Origin of the sequence: Halomonas citrativorans (assembly GCF_900163645.1) — a bacterium.
Lineage (GTDB): Bacteria > Pseudomonadota > Gammaproteobacteria > Pseudomonadales > Halomonadaceae > Vreelandella > Vreelandella citrativorans.
Map to the genome: position 1 here is coordinate 219,852 of NZ_FUKM01000046.1, position 15,693 is coordinate 235,544.

Sequence of the window (15,693 nt, forward strand, 5' to 3'; positions counted from 1 at the left end):
ATGGCCGCACGGAGATGGTTTTTGAGATGGGCTTTCACCGCGCCGGAGGCAACATGGACGTTCAATTAGTTTGGTTACGTAGCGACCTGCGCATTCATGACAACACAGCCTTGGCTGCTGCAGCGGCTAAAGGCCCGGTGATTGCCGTCTTTCTTCGCAGCGTGGCCCAGTGGCAATCCCACGATCATGGTGCTAACAAGATCGACTTTTGGGCGCGCGGTGTAGCGGCCATTAAAGATGCCCTTAACGGGCTTAACATTCCTCTCTTGCATCGCGACATCGACCACTATCGAGAGGCGCCCAAGGCGCTCCTCGACATTGCCCACGAGCACTCGGTTAAACAGCTGCACTTTAACTACCAATACCCGTTAAACGAACAGCAGCGCGATAACGCGGTGTTGGGCGCCTTTAAAGAAGCCGGTATTACGGCTCATGGGTATCATGATAGCGTGGCGTTCGCACCCGGCACGCTGCTAACCGGCAAAGGCGACTATTACGGTGTTTTTACGCCTTTTTCCAGGGCGTGGCATAAGCAGATCCGTGCTGAACAGCTGGCCTTGCGCGATACGCCAGAACCTCAACAGCGTTTATCGATTAAAAGCGATACATTACCGGGTCTCCCTAGGCTCGATGACACACCGGTCGATCATCAAGAATGGCCTGCTGGATCGGAGATAGCGGGTGACTACCTGGCACGGTTTTTACGTTTTCGTGGCCGCCACTACCGCCAGCAACGCGACCTTCCAAGCGTACGCGGTACCAGCGAGCTTTCACCTTACCTCGCGCTGGGGATAATTTCGTACCGCCAGTGCATGCAAGCGGTGATGAGCGAGAACAGCGGGCACTTGGCCGATGGCGATGCCGGGCTTACCACATGGGTCAACGAGCTTATCTGGCGCGAGTTTTATCAGCACGTTGCGGTAGGCTTTCCCGAGGTATGCCGCCATCAACCGTTCCAGGAGCATACCCTAAAGCTTGCCTGGCGCGATGATGGCGAAGGTTTTAACGCCTGGTGTGAAGGGCGCACAGGCTACCCGCTGGTGGATGCCGCGATGCGCCAGTTGGTCGCCACGGGATGGATGCATAACCGGCTACGCATGGTGGCAGCGATGTTCTTAAGTAAGCATTTGCTGATCGATTGGCGACGCGGCGAGGCGTTTTTTATGCGCCACCTGGTAGATGGTGAGTTTTGCGCTAATAACGGTGGCTGGCAATGGGCGGCGTCAACAGGCACCGACTCGGCGCCTTATTTTCGAATTTTTAACCCTACCACCCAATCCAAACGCTTTGACCCAGACGGGGAGTTTATTGCTCACTGGCTCCCTGAGCTTGGCAAATTGCCTGCCAAGGCGCGTCATGCGCCGCCGCACGATATGCTTACCCAGCTGGATTACCCTGAGCCCATCGTTGATCATAAGGCAGCCCGTCAGCGGGCGTTAGATGCCTTTAAAGCCCTTTCCAAATAGCTAGACCGCTGCCGCTGCAAGGAGAGGCGGTGCCCAGCGCTGTTCCAGCTCAGCGGCAGGCAACGGCCTAGCGAAATAGAAGCCTTGTACGATCGTGCAGCCCGCATTCACCAGAAACAGGCACTGCTCTAAGGTTTCGACCCCTTCGGCGACGACTTCAAGCCCCATACCTGCGGCCATCGCGAGAACCGCTTTGACGATAGCGGCGTCCGCTTTGCTATTGGGCAGTTCTCGGATAAACGCACGATCCAGCTTGATTTTATCGACCGGCAGCCGCTTAAGATAACCAAGCGACGAGTAGCCGGTTCCGAAGTCATCGATGGCAATGGCGTAGCCCTGATCACTTAGAGCTTTTAATCGGGGCCCCATATCGCCTGCACGTTCATCCAGCAGCACCGATTCGGTTAGCTCCAAACCAATCTGTGAAGGCTTCAGCTGGTAGCGCTTTAAGCACGTGTTTAGCTGCGTTTCCAAATCACCCTGGAAAAGCTGCAGCGCTGAAATATTGATCCAGACGATCAGTTTTGGCATACCCCCGTGCTGCCAATGAGCCTGCTGGGCGCAGGCCTTTTCAATCACCCAACTACCTAGTTCCGCCATTAACCCATGGCGTTCGGCCAATGGGATAAAGTCGCCCGGTGAAATCATGCCATCCAAGGGATGTCGCCAGCGTAATAGCGCTTCCATACCCAATAACTCACCGGTGCCGGGGTGGTGCTGGGTTTGATAATGTAGCTCAAGTTGATCACCAGATATCAGCGCGGCACGCAGGTCGCTGACCAGAGCAAGCTGCGGATTATCCTGCTTATCCAGCGCCGGCCGGAAACGCAGGCTATGGTTACGGCCTAATCGTTTGGCGCTATAAAGCGCCGACTCCAAACGCTGAAAAAGTACCCCCGAATCACACCCATCTTCTGGAGCACGACAGCTTCCAATGGTAATGCCCAAACGCAGCAGGTGATCACTCACTTCAAAAGGCCGACACATATGCTCACGCAGTGATGCAATCCATGGGTCGTGATCATCAAACGTGGTGGTACGGATAACCATGAATTCATCACCACCCAAACGCCCGACCACGCTACCCGCGACATAGCCTGCAAGCCGCTGGGCAAAACGCGCCAGCAGGCGGTCGCCTTGCTCGACACCCAGGCTGTCGTTAACCGACTTCAAACCATCGATATCAATCAAGGCAATATCCAGACTCTCGCCTGCGCGTAAATGGCGCAAGCGAGATGTCATTAAGTCGTGAAGACGGCGACGGTTGGGCAAGCCCGTTAGCGGGTCTTCGTATCCGATGCGCCGCAAATCATGTTCGCGGGCTTTTTGCACCGAGATATCGGTGAACAGGCTAATAAAGTGACTAATATTGCCCTGCTTATCGGTAATCGCGCGTACTTTTAACCATTCAGGATACTCATCACCGTGCTTGCGGCGATTCCACATTTCCCCTTCCCAGCACCCTGTCGCTTTTAGAGTACTCCAGAAGTTTTGATAAAACGCTTTATCGTGACGAGGAGCCGCCAGTGTTTCCAGCTTGCGGCCAACTATTTCCTGGCTGTTGTAGCCGGTAATTTCTGTAAAGGCTGGATTAACGGCCATGACCCGGTTATCGGCATCACAGACCACTATTGCATCGCTTGCCAGGTTAATCGCGCTTTGGGACAGTCGATAACGCTGGCGCTGCTGGCGCACCTGCCGCCATACATCCCACAGCCCAAAAATAACCAGGCTCACAGCTACCATGCGTAACATCGCATCGGTCAACCAGATACAAGCTGGCAGCGCCGCTAATGCTACCCAAACCAACGGTCGATTAAGAGAAATTGGTAGCCACATGGCGATTCGCTATATCCTGTCACTGGAAACTAACACTAATTAAATAAATATAATTTTCTAGCAGCATACCCATTATGCCCCTGGGCCAAATGCTTGAATAACGCATATAACGTTAATAAGCCGTTTATCCAAACCAACTCACTGATGCCGATGGGACGTAAAAGCTTACCTTAAAACCTCTATTACTTAATAAAAAAACGTTCGATGTACGTGATAAGTAGTGACTTACGTGCATTCGTCTGTTTCGGGAAGTAGACTAGCTAGGCCTTGCGGGCCGTGTCTCGACACTGCACTTCCGTGCTATGCTCCGGTGCTACGACTCGGCTATAGGTGCCGCACGCGGCCAACAATCATTTTGAAACTCGGAACGATTCAGTGACCAAGCAACATTCCTTTGATCGCGAAGAACTGCTGGCCTGCTCACGCGGCGAGCTATTTGGACCTGGTAATGCGCAGCTGCCAGCTCCCAACATGCTAATGCTCGACCGTATCGCACACATTCATGAAGAAGGCGGTGAGTACGGCAAAGGCGAGCTGATCGCCGAGCTGGATATCTCTCCTGACCTGTGGTTTTTTGACTGCCACTTTCCAGGTGATCCGGTGATGCCCGGCTGCCTGGGCCTGGATGCCATGTGGCAGTTAGTGGGTTTCTACCTGGGTTGGCTGGGTCACCCGGGGCGTGGGCGCGCGCTTGGCTGTGGCGAGGTAAAATTCAGTGGCCAGATCATGCCAAATGCGAAAAAAGTAACTTACCGTATTAATATAAAGCGTATTATTACCCGTCGACTTATTTTGGGCATTGCTGACGGCACCGTTTCGGTCGACGGACGCGATATATATCAGGCTAATGATTTACGCGTTGGCCTATTCACCTCTACTGCGAATTTCTAACAGGAGGCTCCCATGCGACGAGTGGTAGTCACCGGCCTTGGCATTGTGTCGTGCTTAGGCAACGACCAGCAACAGGTCCTGGACTCGCTCCAAAACGGGCGCAGCGGTATTCGTTTCAAGGATGAGTACGCTGAGCGTGGCTTTCGTAGCCATGTCGCGGGCAGTGTCGATATCGATCTTGACACCCTTATCGACCGTAAACTGCGCCGCTTTATGGGCGATGCTGCGGCGTATGCCTATGTGTCCATGGCCCAGGCCATTGAAGACTCAGGGCTTTCCGAAGAACAGGTCTCCAACGAGCGTACCGGCCTTATTGCAGGCTCTGGCGGCGCCTCTAGCGCTAATCAGGTCGAAGCTGCTGACGCCATGCGCGAGAAAGGCTTGCGCCGCGTTGGCCCTTATCGCGTTACCCGCACAATGGGCAGCACGGTCTCAGCCTGTTTAGCTACTCCGTTTAAAATAAAAGGCGTGAACTACTCAATCTCATCTGCCTGTGCCACCTCGGCACACTGTATCGGCAGCGCGATGGAGCAGATTCAGCTCGGTAAGCAAGACGTGGTTTTTGCCGGCGGCGGTGAAGAGGAGCACTGGACCCTCTCGTGCCTGTTTGATGCCATGGGAGCGCTCTCTACCCATTACAATGATACGCCTGAAAAAGCCTCACGCCCCTACGATCAGGCACGCGACGGCTTTGTTATCGCTGGCGGCGGCGGCATGCTGGTATTAGAAGAGCTGGAGCATGCCAAGGCCCGCGGCGCTAAAATATATGGTGAGTTAGTAGGCTATGGCGCCACCTCTGACGGCCATGACATGGTCGCTCCTTCCGGCGAAGGCGCGGTACGCTGCATGCATCAGGCAATGGCCACGGTCAGTGGGGATATTGACTATATCAACACTCACGGCACCTCAACGCCTGTTGGCGATGTAGCTGAGCTAAAAGCGGTACGTACCGTGTTTGGTAACTCCACGCCTGCGATGAGCTCAACCAAGTCGCTTACGGGCCACTCACTGGGCGCTACCGGTGTTCAGGAAGCCATCTATTCACTGCTGATGATGCAACACAACTTTGTTGCCGCCTCTGCCAATGTTGAACACCTCGACGAGCAGGCAGACGGTTTTGACATTGTGACAACACGGCGTGACGATGTGACGCTTGAACGCATCCTGTCGAATAGCTTTGGTTTTGGCGGCACTAACGCCTGCCTGGTATTCCAGCGCTATAACGGCTGAGTCGTTGTAGTAGTAATAAAAACGGCGCCTTGTCAAGGCGCCGTTTTTGCTGTTAGCGTTTGCCGTTATTCATTGCGAGCTATCCGCCCTGTATCGGCTCAGGATCTTTGGCTAGTCGACGGGCGCGGCACCTCTGAAATCTCCTGCAACTGCGCCTCTATCCAGGCTTCAACGTCGGCCAGCACCTCATCGGGTGTACGCCCCTCGGTCTCAATTGGCGGACCAATGCGTACCCGCAGTACCCCAGGCTGCTTCACCCAGTGGCGCCCTGGCCAGCGTTCGCCTGCATTATGTGCGATCGGTAGCACCGGCACGCCTGCGCGGCAAGCCACCACGCTGCCGCTCTTGTTATAGCGCTTACGCACACCGGGGTCGACTCGCGTTCCTTCCGGGAAAATCAGCACTGAAAGACCCGTTCCTAGCCGCTCCACACCTTGAGTTAGCACCTGTTTCAAGGCACGCGCGGGTTTGGAGCGGTCCAGGCTAATCGGTTTTAGCAGACGCAGCCCCCAGCCAAAAATCGGGATATGCAGAAGCTCTTGCTTAAGCACCGTGCATACCGGCGGTTTCATGACTTGAAGAAAAACCGTTTCCCACTCGCACTGATGGTTCGCCTGAATCACACAAGGCCCATCCGGAATGCGCTCGCGCCCCTGAATATCGTAGCGAACCCCACAGGCTAGTTGAAACCAGGCCACTAAAAAGTGGTTATACAGGTTCAACAGCCGGTATCGGCCTGCCAACGGTAAAAAAGGGGCGATGGGTAGAAACAGCACGCCAATAATCAGCATGGCAAGAAAGTACCCGGCATAAAACACCAGGCTACGAACCACATTGGTCAAACGGACTCTCCTGTACTAGCGTCTTGCTGGCCATCACGCGTTAAACACCAGGCATCCAGCATACGCCCCACCTCTAACCGCCACGGCTTTTGATGCACACCAAAGACATCCAATACCCGGCGACAATTTAAAACACGCCGCAGTTTTGCATCGTGATGATGATTAAGGGCCGTGACTTCGCCAAGCTCAATTTGCTCACCGCGGCCTTCCAGATGCGTTGCCAACTGAGTACGCACCATGGAGCTAAACGTAAACACACTGACAGGTTCAGTGCCTGCCAAATGGTAGGCACCCCACGCGTTGGCGCCACACGCCTGCTGCTGAAGCATACCTACCAGTGCCATAGCGACCGCATCGACTGACGTTGGGCAGCACACGATATCTTCTGCGGCCCGCACACTTTGCCCTGTCACCAGGCTATCCAGCATTTCATTCAACCAGGCGTGGCTACCTTCAAGCGCAAACAAGGGGCCCAGACGAATGATCAGATGGCGCTGGTGCGCTGCCCGAATACGGTCACCAGTGGCAACCAGGCGCCGCAAACACTCATCACGCGGAGTAGGTACTACGTGCTCGTCGATAGGCTCATCAAAGCCATCCTCATAGAGCTGGTCTGAAACACACCACACCAGCGGCACCGACTGCGCAAGACATGCCTCCAGGCAGCGGTCAACCGCATCGGCATGTGCGCCTACCTCGGCGGGTGTCATGTTCAGCGGCTGCGCCAGCGGTGGAATAACCACCGCATCCGGGGCAATCTCGTGTAACTGCGCCGCCGTTATGGTGGTGTCCTGCTCAATCACCAGCTCCATATCCGCACGACGGCTTACTTCCCGGGCCAGTGCCAAACTTAAGCAGTGCCCGGAATTCAGTATTAGCAGTTTCAAGACAGACCCCTTCTATCAACGAACATAGCGTAATGGGCTTGATCGGCCGCTTTAGAACGGGATTTCGTCGTCGAAATCGTCAAAGCTGCCCGGATCAGGCGCGCCATAGTTGCTGTTCTGTTGGCCTTGCTGAGGGGCAGCATTTCCCTGGTGGGCGGGCGGCTGGCCCTGCTGCGGCGCAGGTTGGGGGCGAGGAGCCGGCTGGCCGCCCTGCTGGGGGTTGCCCTGTCCCAGGTTGCCCGGGTTGTTATTGCCACTCCCTTGGCCACCAAAGTTATTGCCCTGTGGAGCACCGCCTTGCTGGGGGTATCCCCCTTGAGGCGCCGCGCCTTGAGCCATACCGCCCTGGTTGCCAGCGTAATTATTCTGCGGTGCGCTGCCGCCTTGGAAGTCGCCAGTACGCCCATCCAGCATCTGCATATCGTTGGCAACGATTTCAGTGCTGTAACGGTCCTGGCCGTTTTGATCCTGCCATTTACGGGTTTGCAAGCGCCCTTCGATATAGACCTTGGAGCCTTTTTTCAGATACTGCTGGGCAATTTCAGCCGTTTTATTAAACAGCACGATTCGGTGCCACTCCGTACGCTCTTGGCGCTGGCCGCTTTGGCGGTCCATCCACGTATCAGAGGTGGCCAGATTCAAGTTGGCCACTGCCGTACCGCTGGGCGTAAAGCGCATCTCAGGGTCTTGCCCGAGGTTACCGATCAGAATCACTTTGTTGATACCGCGAGCCATAAGGCGCTCCTTCCATTGTGTTACGTATAGATAAGCATCGACGCGATCATGCCTACATTGCCGATGTCACTGATTATTGCCTACGGCTGGCAGCCAGCCGCACTAGGATTTGGGGGGAATCAGCCTGGCCAGTGCCGCCCTATCAAGCTGCTGACGATTCACTTTTAAATAGACCAGATGTTCTTCGGGCACCACCATGACATCTTCGACGCCCACAACATCTGCCAGCCGCTCCATCAATACATCCAGCGTATCCGGCGGCGCATCATTTAAGTCCACCACCTCGCTGGAGAGCGGCGGTGGTGAGGGCATTTTCCACATCGCAAGCCACCATAGCAGAGCCAGTGCCGCACAGCCGATAAAAACGGCATCAAGGCCCCACACATTCGCCAATAGCCCTCCCAGCGTACCGCCCAGAAAAGCCCCCAAAAACTGGCTTGTAGAGTACACGCCCATGGCGGTGCCTTTAGCGCCAGCGGGAGCAAGCTTACTGAGCATTGATGGCAGCGTCGCCTCCAGCAGATTAAAACCGGTAAAGAAAACAAACAGCCCAACAAACAGCCAGTGGCCATGGGAGAACGGCGACCCAAGCCCGCCCAGGCTTACCGTAATGGCGCCAATAGCCAACAGGCATACGACTTTAATCTGCTGCTTTTTCTCGGCCACTATCATGAGCGGCACCATGGCGACAAATGAAAGCCCCATAATGCCCAAGTACGCCAAACCGTGGCGCGCCAGCGGTATGCCGGCTTCCTGCAACCGAAAGGGCACCGCGACAAAAATAGCCATCAGCACCAGATGTAGTGTAAAAATCGACAGATCCAGACGCCACAGATCAGGGCGCGTGATCACGCTTTTAACCTGCTGACGATCCATCCCCACATCTCGGTGGCGCAGCCGCCGAGGAGCGGGCGGCACCCAGCGCCACAGAACTACTAGCCCTAAAAGCGTTAGCAGCGCCGTAAACCAGAACACGCCGGAAAGCCCCGCCCAAGAAGCAAGCCAAGGCCCCACGACCATGGCAATTCCAAACGAGACGCCAATCGACAGCCCGATGATTGCCATTGCCGCCGTACGAACCTGTTCGCGCGTTTGGTCGGCAAGCAGTGCCATGATGGCCGCCGCCACCGCGCCGCCGCCCTGCAAGGCTCGCCCAATAATAACCCCACCGATGGAGTCGGCCATCGCGGCCACCACACTGCCTATGGCGAAAACAAGCAGCCCAAAGGCGATAACCCGTTTACGCCCAATGCGGTCTGACAGCAAACCAAAGGGGATTTGCAGTACAGCTTGGGTAAGCCCGTAAACACCTAATGCAAAGCCCACCAGCAAGGGTGTCGACCCTTCAAGCGCATCGGCATAGAGTGCCAGTACCGGCAACACCATGAAAAGCCCCAACATACGAGACGCATAAAGCCCAGCCAAGCCGCTGATTGCACGACGCTCAGAGGCCATTAGCAGTGCAGAAACCTTGCGCATAATGCCCTTGTGTATGGTGGATAAGGTAATTTTCTCGGATAACCCCCCATTCTAGCGGTTTGCAACCACGCTGGAAACGCCGTCCTGCGTTAACGGATAACAAAGCGCTTTTGCCGAGAGGGGGTGGCAAACGTATAATTACTTTTTTGCCGCGCGAGTCGAGGTGTTGATGGACAGCATTCTGGTCAGGGGTGCACGCACCCACAACCTCAAGCAGATCGATGTGGAACTGCCCCGCGACAAGCTGATTGTGATTACCGGCCTATCAGGTTCGGGAAAATCGTCGCTAGCGTTCGATACGCTTTATGCCGAAGGGCAGCGGCGCTATGTGGAGTCGCTCTCTACCTATGCGCGCCAGTTCCTGTCGATAATGGAAAAGCCCGATGTGGATCACATCGAGGGGCTTTCGCCTGCTATCTCCATTGAGCAGAAATCCACCTCTCACAACCCGCGCTCAACCGTGGGCACCATCACCGAAATTTACGACTACCTGCGCTTGCTGTTTGCCCGCGCGGGCACCCCACGCTGCCCGGAGCACGGCGAAGAGCTTGAAGCCCAAACCATTTCGCAGATGGTCGACCAGGTAATGAATCTGGCCGAGGGTACCAAGCTGATGCTGTTGGCGCCTGTGGTAAAAGGCCGCAAGGGAGAACACTTACAGCTGCTTGCCGAGCTACGTGCCCAAGGGTTTGTGCGTGCGTTAATCGACGGCCAAGTGCTGGAACTTGACGATATCGCACCGCTGGATAAACGTAAAAAACACGATATCAGCGTCGTGGTTGATCGTTTTAAAGTGCGCGACGATATCGCCCAGCGCCTAGCAGAATCTTTTGAGACGGCCATCAATCTCGCCGATGGCACCGCCATGATTCATTTTATGGACGGCGAGCAGGAAGACATGACGTTCTCATCACGCTTTGCCTGCCCGGTCTGCGGCTATTCCTTGTCAGAACTTGAACCTCGCATGTTCTCGTTCAATAACCCCGCAGGTGCCTGTCCGACCTGTGATGGTTTAGGCATACAGCAGTATTTCGACCCTGAAAAGCTGATTAGCCATCCTGAGCTCTCGTTAGCAGAAGGCGTCATTAAAGGCTGGGATCGGCGCAATATTTATTATTTCACTCAGTTACAAGCGCTCGCCAAGCACTATCAGTTTGAGCTGGAAACGCCCTGGAAAGATTTGGCGCGTCACGAACGTGACATCATTCTTAGCGGCAGCGGTGATGAACAGATTCCCTTTGCCTATGTAGGCGACCGAGGGCGCAAGGTCACTCGCGAGCATGCCTTTGAGGGTGTTCTGCCCAATATGCAGCGCCGTTATCGGGAAACCGAGTCCAACATGGTGCGCGAAGACCTGGCCAAGTACATTGCCATGCAGCCCTGCGCCACGTGTAACGGTACGCGCCTGCGCAAAGAGTCGCGTCATGTGTTTGTGGATGACCGAAATATCGCCGACGTAGTGCGCACACCGATTGGCGAGGCGCAGCGCTACTTTGCAACGCTTAGCCTGCCTGGCCGCAAAGGCGAAATTGCCGACAAGATTGTTAACGAGATCCAGGTCCGCCTGGAGTTTCTGGTTAACGTGGGGCTTGATTACCTGAATCTTGAGCGTAGCGCCGACACCCTTTCCGGCGGCGAAGCCCAGCGGATTCGCTTGGCAAGCCAGATTGGCGCGGGGTTGGTGGGCGTCATGTACATTCTTGATGAACCCTCAATAGGCTTACACCAGCGCGACAACGACCGGCTATTGAAAACCCTGGAGCGCCTGCGCGACTTGGGCAATACCGTGATTGTGGTAGAGCATGACGAAGATGCCATTCGCGCCGCTGACCACGTACTGGACATTGGCCCAGGCGCCGGTGTGCACGGTGGAGAGATTGTCGCCCAAGGCACGCCTCAGGACGTTATGGACAACCCCAACTCGCTGACCGGCCAGTACCTGACGGGGACCCGCGAGATCAGCGTGCCGCCCTACCGCATTCCCGGCAACCCCGAAAAACAGCTGGTGCTACGTGGTGCCACTGGCAATAACCTGCAGGATGTAACGCTCAGCCTGCCACTGGGGCTGTTCATTGCAATTACCGGCGTGTCAGGGTCGGGTAAATCCACACTGATCAACGGCACGCTAATGCCGATTGCCGCGCGGGAGCTTAATCGCGCAACAACGTTGACGGCGGCGCCTTACGAGAAAATCGAAGGACTCGATCAGCTTGATAAAGTGATCGATATTGATCAAAGCCCAATTGGCCGCACACCACGCTCCAACCCCGCCACCTATACCGGCATTTTCACACCTATCCGTGAGCTGTTTGCCGGTACCCAGGAAGCTCGCTCGCGTGGCTACAAGCCAGGCCGCTTTAGCTTCAACGTTAAGGGTGGCCGCTGCGAGGCGTGCCAGGGCGAAGGCATGATCAAGGTCGAGATGCACTTCTTACCGGATATCTATGTGCCGTGTGACGTTTGTAAAGGCAAGCGCTATAACCGCGAGACACTGGATATCCACTACAAGGGTAAAACGATCCACGAAGTGTTGGAGATGACGGTTGAGGATGCGCTTGAGTTCTTTAGCCCGGTACCAGCGATCGCGCGCCGCCTGCAAACGTTACTGGATGTAGGGCTTTCCTACATCCGCTTGGGCCAGAGCGCCACCACACTGTCAGGTGGCGAGGCGCAGCGGGTCAAACTTGCTCGTGAGCTTGCCAAACGTGACACCGGCAAGACGCTGTATATCCTGGATGAACCTACAACCGGGCTTCATTTTGAAGATATTCGTCAGCTACTGACCGTATTGCATCGTTTGCGCGACCACGGCAATACCATCGTGGTCATCGAGCACAACCTGGATGTGATCAAGACGGCTGACTGGATTGTCGACCTGGGCCCGGAAGGCGGCTCCGGCGGCGGGCAAATCATCGCCGAAGGCACCCCGGAACAGATCGTCAAGCAGCACGCTTCACATACCGGACGCTTTCTCTCTCCGCTACTTGAACGCGGCAACCGCGCCGCTTCGTAATCGGGCGTTTCAGGGTGGGCATGCGCCCACCCTGAACGTGATTTTATGCCATAATTTAGCCGATTCGCCCCTGTATCAAGGTCATCGGGCAGTGCAGTGCGCGATTAATTGCTTATCGTCATTCGCCAAATAACTTGATATTTGTTAGGCAATACTCATGGAGATCAAGCTGTGAGCGAAGATCAAAGCTGCATTCTTCACCACTTTAGCCACTACTGCTCATTAAGCACGGCAGATAAAGCCCTGTTAGCGTCCCTGGAAGAGAGCCCTACGGATATCACAGCGGGCTCACTGCTATGGGAACTCGGTGATCCGGCTGGCGAATTTTGTACCTTGAAAAGTGGCTGGGCCTACTCCTATCGCCACCTTGAAAACGGTGATCGACAGATTCTGGAAATTTATTTGCCTGGCGATATTATTGGCCTGCGTGAGTTCGCGTTTTCGCAACGTCTGGAAAGTGTTCGCATGATTACCGATGGCGTAATCTGTCATTTTCCGCACAAACGCCTGCTTGACGTATTTCGTCAGTCGGTGCCACTAACCTCGGTGGTATTTGCGATCACCAGCCGTCACCAGGCACTGCTCACCGAACGATTAGTAACGCTTGCCCGACGCAGTGCTCGGCAAAAAACAGCGCACTTCCTGTACGAAATGTATTTGAGACTGCGCCAGACCAATCGCCATACCGACGGGCAGCTTCGACTCCCGCTCTCCCAAGAGCAGCTGGCTGACATTCTGGGCTTAAGCCCTGTACATGTTAGCCGCACCTTTAGCTTGCTGAGCGAAGAAGGTCTGGTATTTCGTGATCGTCACAACGTTACGATTCCTGATCTTCAAGCACTGGCGGCAGTCGGCGAGTTTGATGACTGTTATCTTAATGACGACGTTAGGCCATTATTCGAACTTTCTGCCTAGTGACCACTACCATTACCACGTGCTGCCTACGGACGGTAGTGGTTTATAGAAAGCACCCGGCGCCTTTGCTGCGGGCAAACCCGTCATAAACGCTGGGCTTTTCTTACCCAACCTTGATGTGCTGATATGACACCCTATTCAACAGCCTTGGCAAGCGCCACCCTTCTACTTATTGCCCCGTTAACACAGGCGGCGAACTTTAATATGGAGGACATACAGTCGCACGGCCAGTGGCAATCAATGGCGTTAACGCTGGGTAATGAGCACCACTTTCGCGCCGTTGAACCCCATAGTTATTCCGACGCGACACTCAGCCTGAATGCCACCCAAAACGTGTGTGATTTACCGTGGCTTGAAGTGCGTGTCACGCTGGAGGAGCAGCAAGGCGAAAGTAAAACCGTCAACCTGGTGCCGACCCGGCTGCGTATCGACGAGCAGCCCGCGGTAGATACCATGGCAGAATTCATCACCGAGCGAGGCGATAACGGCTTTTACGTACACTTTTATCTTGCTGATATGCAGACGCTAATGCATCAGATGGAACAAGGCGAGCAACTTTTCCTGGGGTTTGATCGAGGCGAACAGCCCCCCTGGTACATGACGTTTCAGCTTGAAGGCGCCGATCAAGCGATTGAGCGCATGCAAACGCTATGTGAAACCGCGTCGCCCTGAAAGCCGCTGGATTAAACGCGTCCCCAGCAATTGGGTTAACGTTACCGATTGGCGTGAGAGTCCCATCAGCGCGGCCAGGTTTGTACTGGTCGCCTGGATGCGCCGACGATCGACATTAAGCACCAACAGGGCAGCATACGACTGCAGCAGAAGGGAATGCTTAGACACAACCCCAGCCTTGAGTAGTCCACTCACCCTTCTGGCTGTTGTCGTAACAACAGTTCAACGCGCCGGTTAGCAGCTCGCCCTTCAGGTGTTGCGTTGCTCTCCATAGGTTGAGTATCCGCATAACCAACGGCCCGCATGCGAGAAATCGCGATGCCCTGACCTTCCAGGTGGCGCATAACAGCAATCGCACGTCCGGCGGAGAGTTCCCAGTTGGAAGGGAAGCGAGTGGTCGCAATAGGAAGATTGTCAGTGTGTCCTTCAACGGAAACCTGACCATCAAAGGCCGCGAACACATCAATAAGGCTTTCTATCACCTCCTGGCCTAGAGAGGTTAGCACTGCCTCACCACTGGAAAATAAAAGGCTATCATCAATGCGTAGCCTTACGCCCTCCTGGCCCTGCGATACGCTGACACCGGGAATATCCAATGCCGCCATTTGGGGCTGCAACCCGCTATGGCGCGGGTGAATGCCGGTGGCAAGCGTTGCCAGGGGCAGAGAGCTAATCACGCTGGCCATGGACGCTTCCTCCCCCTCAAGTGCTTCATTACCACCGGGGGGAGCCAAAGCCAGCAACAAAACAAACAGCGTAATCAGCAGGGTGAGCACGTCCAGATAACTGGTCAGCCAGCTCTCATCGCTTTCACCCTGCCCGGCGGGAAGCTCCAGCGCATGGCGCGTATTGCTATCCAGCATCGCCTTAGCCCTTTGCCGTCGCGCTTGGTGTATCAGGCCGGGGCTTTATAGTGGCATCGCGAATCTCATCGTTATAGTTGGCGATAAATGAATTTAGCGTTTCCTCAATAAAAGAGGGCAGGCGGCGCTTGGTGATCAGTGAAATACCTTCCAGCACCATGTTCATGGTAATCAGGCGCTCTTCCGTACGTCGTTCTAGCTTCACCGCGATGGGTTTAAACACCAGATTCGCCAGCAAAATACCGTAGAAGGTGGTGAGCAGCGCCACCGCCATACGGGGGCCAATGACATCCAGGTCACCGGCATCCATGACTTCCAGCATATTAACCAATCCCACCAGCGTGCCAATCATGCCAAACGCTGGCGCATAGGTCGCCATGGTGCGAAAAATCTGAGCTTCTGCGTGCTCGCGAGCCTTGAGCCGGGCAATCCGCCAACGCAGCATGTCGAAGATCTCATCTTCTTTGGTATTGGCAATGACTAACTGAATACCGGTACGTAAAAACGGATTGCGCGTATGCTCCAACTCTTGTTCGACTGCACGCACATCGCCTTTAAACCATAGCCGGGACATGGCGACCAGCTCGTTGATATCGTCGCGTATATAGGTATTTTCACGCCGAAAGACAAGCCCTACCAGGCGTACAACGCGTAACACCTCTTTTAGCGGATAGCTTATAAAAGTAGCGGCCAGCGTACCGGTTATAACAATCGCCAGGCCCGGCAGATTGATAAAACTTTCAGGGGACTCCGCAGTAAAGAACAGCACACTGACTAGCAGCAGCATACTGGCGAATATACCTATCAACGTGGACGGGTTCATCAACGGCTCCTCGCCGGTTATTGTGAGTTAACGTATCG

Annotated in this window: 15 protein-coding genes; 7 read left to right on the forward strand and 8 right to left on the reverse strand. The window is 55.1% G+C overall.

Features of this window, described 5'->3' with window-relative positions:
- Window positions 1-53: 53 nt before the first annotated feature.
- A complete protein-coding gene (gene phrB, locus CZ787_RS10845) occupies window positions 54-1,466 on the forward strand; it encodes a deoxyribodipyrimidine photo-lyase (RefSeq protein WP_087109155.1) in 1,413 nt (470 codons plus the stop codon).
- Here phrB and CZ787_RS10850 read toward each other — a convergent pair whose 3' ends face one another.
- Complete coding sequence (locus tag CZ787_RS10850) at window positions 1,467-3,212, reverse strand: putative bifunctional diguanylate cyclase/phosphodiesterase (protein WP_254908611.1); 1,746 nt, start codon at window positions 3,210-3,212, stop codon at window positions 1,467-1,469.
- On the opposite strand from CZ787_RS10850, the gene CZ787_RS19105 reads away from it, so the two are divergent.
- The 3 genes from CZ787_RS19105 (at window position 3,211) to fabB (ending at window position 5,426) form a co-directional block, all read left to right on the forward strand.
- A complete protein-coding gene (locus CZ787_RS19105) occupies window positions 3,211-3,348 on the forward strand; it encodes a hypothetical protein (protein WP_225733774.1) in 138 nt (45 codons plus the stop codon). The genes CZ787_RS10850 and CZ787_RS19105 overlap by 2 nt on opposite strands.
- 332 nt (window positions 3,349-3,680) lie before the next feature.
- On the forward strand, window positions 3,681-4,196 hold the full coding sequence (gene fabA / locus CZ787_RS10855; protein ID WP_087109007.1) for a 3-hydroxyacyl-[acyl-carrier-protein] dehydratase FabA: 516 nt from the start codon (window positions 3,681-3,683) through the stop codon (window positions 4,194-4,196).
- 12 nt (window positions 4,197-4,208) lie between these two features.
- The gene (gene fabB / locus CZ787_RS10860; protein WP_087109009.1) at window positions 4,209-5,426 is read left to right on the forward strand and encodes a beta-ketoacyl-ACP synthase I; all 1,218 of its coding nucleotides are present in this window, start codon (window positions 4,209-4,211) and stop codon (window positions 5,424-5,426) included.
- Between the two features lie 98 nt (window positions 5,427-5,524).
- Here the strand turns inward: fabB and CZ787_RS10865 are convergent, their stop codons facing one another.
- The 4 genes from CZ787_RS10865 to CZ787_RS10880 form a co-directional block, all read right to left on the reverse strand.
- Window positions 5,525-6,268 (reverse strand): lysophospholipid acyltransferase family protein, encoded by a 744-nt coding sequence (locus CZ787_RS10865; RefSeq protein ID WP_087109011.1) that lies wholly within the window; start codon window positions 6,266-6,268, stop codon window positions 5,525-5,527.
- Window positions 6,265-7,155 (reverse strand): sugar nucleotide-binding protein, encoded by an 891-nt coding sequence (locus CZ787_RS10870; RefSeq protein ID WP_087109013.1) that lies wholly within the window; start codon window positions 7,153-7,155, stop codon window positions 6,265-6,267. The genes CZ787_RS10865 and CZ787_RS10870 overlap by 4 nt, the downstream gene beginning before the upstream one ends.
- 51 nt (window positions 7,156-7,206) lie before the next feature.
- On the reverse strand, window positions 7,207-7,890 hold the full coding sequence (locus CZ787_RS10875; RefSeq protein ID WP_087109015.1) for a single-stranded DNA-binding protein: 684 nt from the start codon (window positions 7,888-7,890) through the stop codon (window positions 7,207-7,209).
- A 102-nt stretch (window positions 7,891-7,992) separates the two neighbouring features.
- Window positions 7,993-9,369 (reverse strand): MFS transporter, encoded by a 1,377-nt coding sequence (locus CZ787_RS10880; protein ID WP_087109017.1) that lies wholly within the window; start codon window positions 9,367-9,369, stop codon window positions 7,993-7,995.
- A 169-nt stretch (window positions 9,370-9,538) separates the two neighbouring features.
- Between CZ787_RS10880 and uvrA the strand changes: the two genes are divergently transcribed.
- The 3 genes from uvrA to CZ787_RS10895 all read left to right on the forward strand — a co-directional run bounded on the left by uvrA (window position 9,539) and on the right by CZ787_RS10895 (window position 13,969).
- Window positions 9,539-12,382: an excinuclease ABC subunit UvrA gene (uvrA, locus tag CZ787_RS10885; RefSeq protein WP_087109019.1), complete on the forward strand. Its 2,844-nt coding sequence runs from the start codon at window positions 9,539-9,541 to the stop codon at window positions 12,380-12,382.
- Between the two features lie 171 nt (window positions 12,383-12,553).
- Window positions 12,554-13,297 (forward strand): Crp/Fnr family transcriptional regulator, encoded by a 744-nt coding sequence (locus CZ787_RS10890; RefSeq protein ID WP_087109021.1) that lies wholly within the window; start codon window positions 12,554-12,556, stop codon window positions 13,295-13,297.
- A gap of 126 nt (window positions 13,298-13,423) precedes the next feature.
- Entirely contained in the window at window positions 13,424-13,969 is a 546-nt protein-coding gene (locus CZ787_RS10895; RefSeq protein ID WP_087109023.1) for a hypothetical protein, read from the forward strand.
- Here CZ787_RS10895 and CZ787_RS18705 read toward each other — a convergent pair.
- From CZ787_RS18705 to CZ787_RS10905, 3 genes are read right to left on the reverse strand one after another with little or no spacing between them, the layout of a single operon-like run.
- Complete coding sequence (locus CZ787_RS18705; protein ID WP_140398985.1) at window positions 13,946-14,137, reverse strand: hypothetical protein; 192 nt, start codon at window positions 14,135-14,137, stop codon at window positions 13,946-13,948. The genes CZ787_RS10895 and CZ787_RS18705 overlap by 24 nt on opposite strands.
- A 23-nt stretch (window positions 14,138-14,160) precedes the next feature.
- Entirely contained in the window at window positions 14,161-14,832 is a 672-nt protein-coding gene (locus tag CZ787_RS10900; protein WP_087109026.1) for an OmpA/MotB family protein, read from the reverse strand.
- A gap of 4 nt (window positions 14,833-14,836) precedes the next feature.
- Window positions 14,837-15,655, reverse strand: a complete 819-nt coding sequence (locus CZ787_RS10905; RefSeq protein ID WP_087109028.1) for a motility protein A — start codon at window positions 15,653-15,655, stop codon at window positions 14,837-14,839.
- Window positions 15,656-15,693 lie beyond the last annotated feature (38 nt).

Excerpts from the sequence above, each read along its gene's own strand:
- CZ787_RS10895 (WP_087109023.1), top strand. The coding sequence starts at position 13,424 with ATGACACCCTATTCAACAGCCTTGGCAAGCGCCACCCTTCTACTTATT.
- CZ787_RS10880 (WP_087109017.1), bottom strand. The coding sequence starts at position 9,369 with ATGCGCAAGGTTTCTGCACTGCTAATGGCCTCTGAGCGTCGTGCAATC.
- CZ787_RS19105 (WP_225733774.1), top strand. The coding sequence starts at position 3,211 with ATGCGTAACATCGCATCGGTCAACCAGATACAAGCTGGCAGCGCCGCT.
- CZ787_RS10875 (WP_087109015.1), bottom strand. The coding sequence starts at position 7,890 with ATGGCTCGCGGTATCAACAAAGTGATTCTGATCGGTAACCTCGGGCAA.
- CZ787_RS10905 (WP_087109028.1), bottom strand. The coding sequence starts at position 15,655 with ATGAACCCGTCCACGTTGATAGGTATATTCGCCAGTATGCTGCTGCTA.
- uvrA (WP_087109019.1), top strand. The coding sequence starts at position 9,539 with ATGGACAGCATTCTGGTCAGGGGTGCACGCACCCACAACCTCAAGCAG.
- fabB (WP_087109009.1), top strand. The coding sequence starts at position 4,209 with ATGCGACGAGTGGTAGTCACCGGCCTTGGCATTGTGTCGTGCTTAGGC.
- phrB (WP_087109155.1), top strand. The coding sequence starts at position 54 with ATGGACGTTCAATTAGTTTGGTTACGTAGCGACCTGCGCATTCATGAC.
- CZ787_RS10900 (WP_087109026.1), bottom strand. The coding sequence starts at position 14,832 with ATGCTGGATAGCAATACGCGCCATGCGCTGGAGCTTCCCGCCGGGCAG.
- CZ787_RS10850 (WP_254908611.1), bottom strand. The coding sequence starts at position 3,212 with ATGGTAGCTGTGAGCCTGGTTATTTTTGGGCTGTGGGATGTATGGCGG.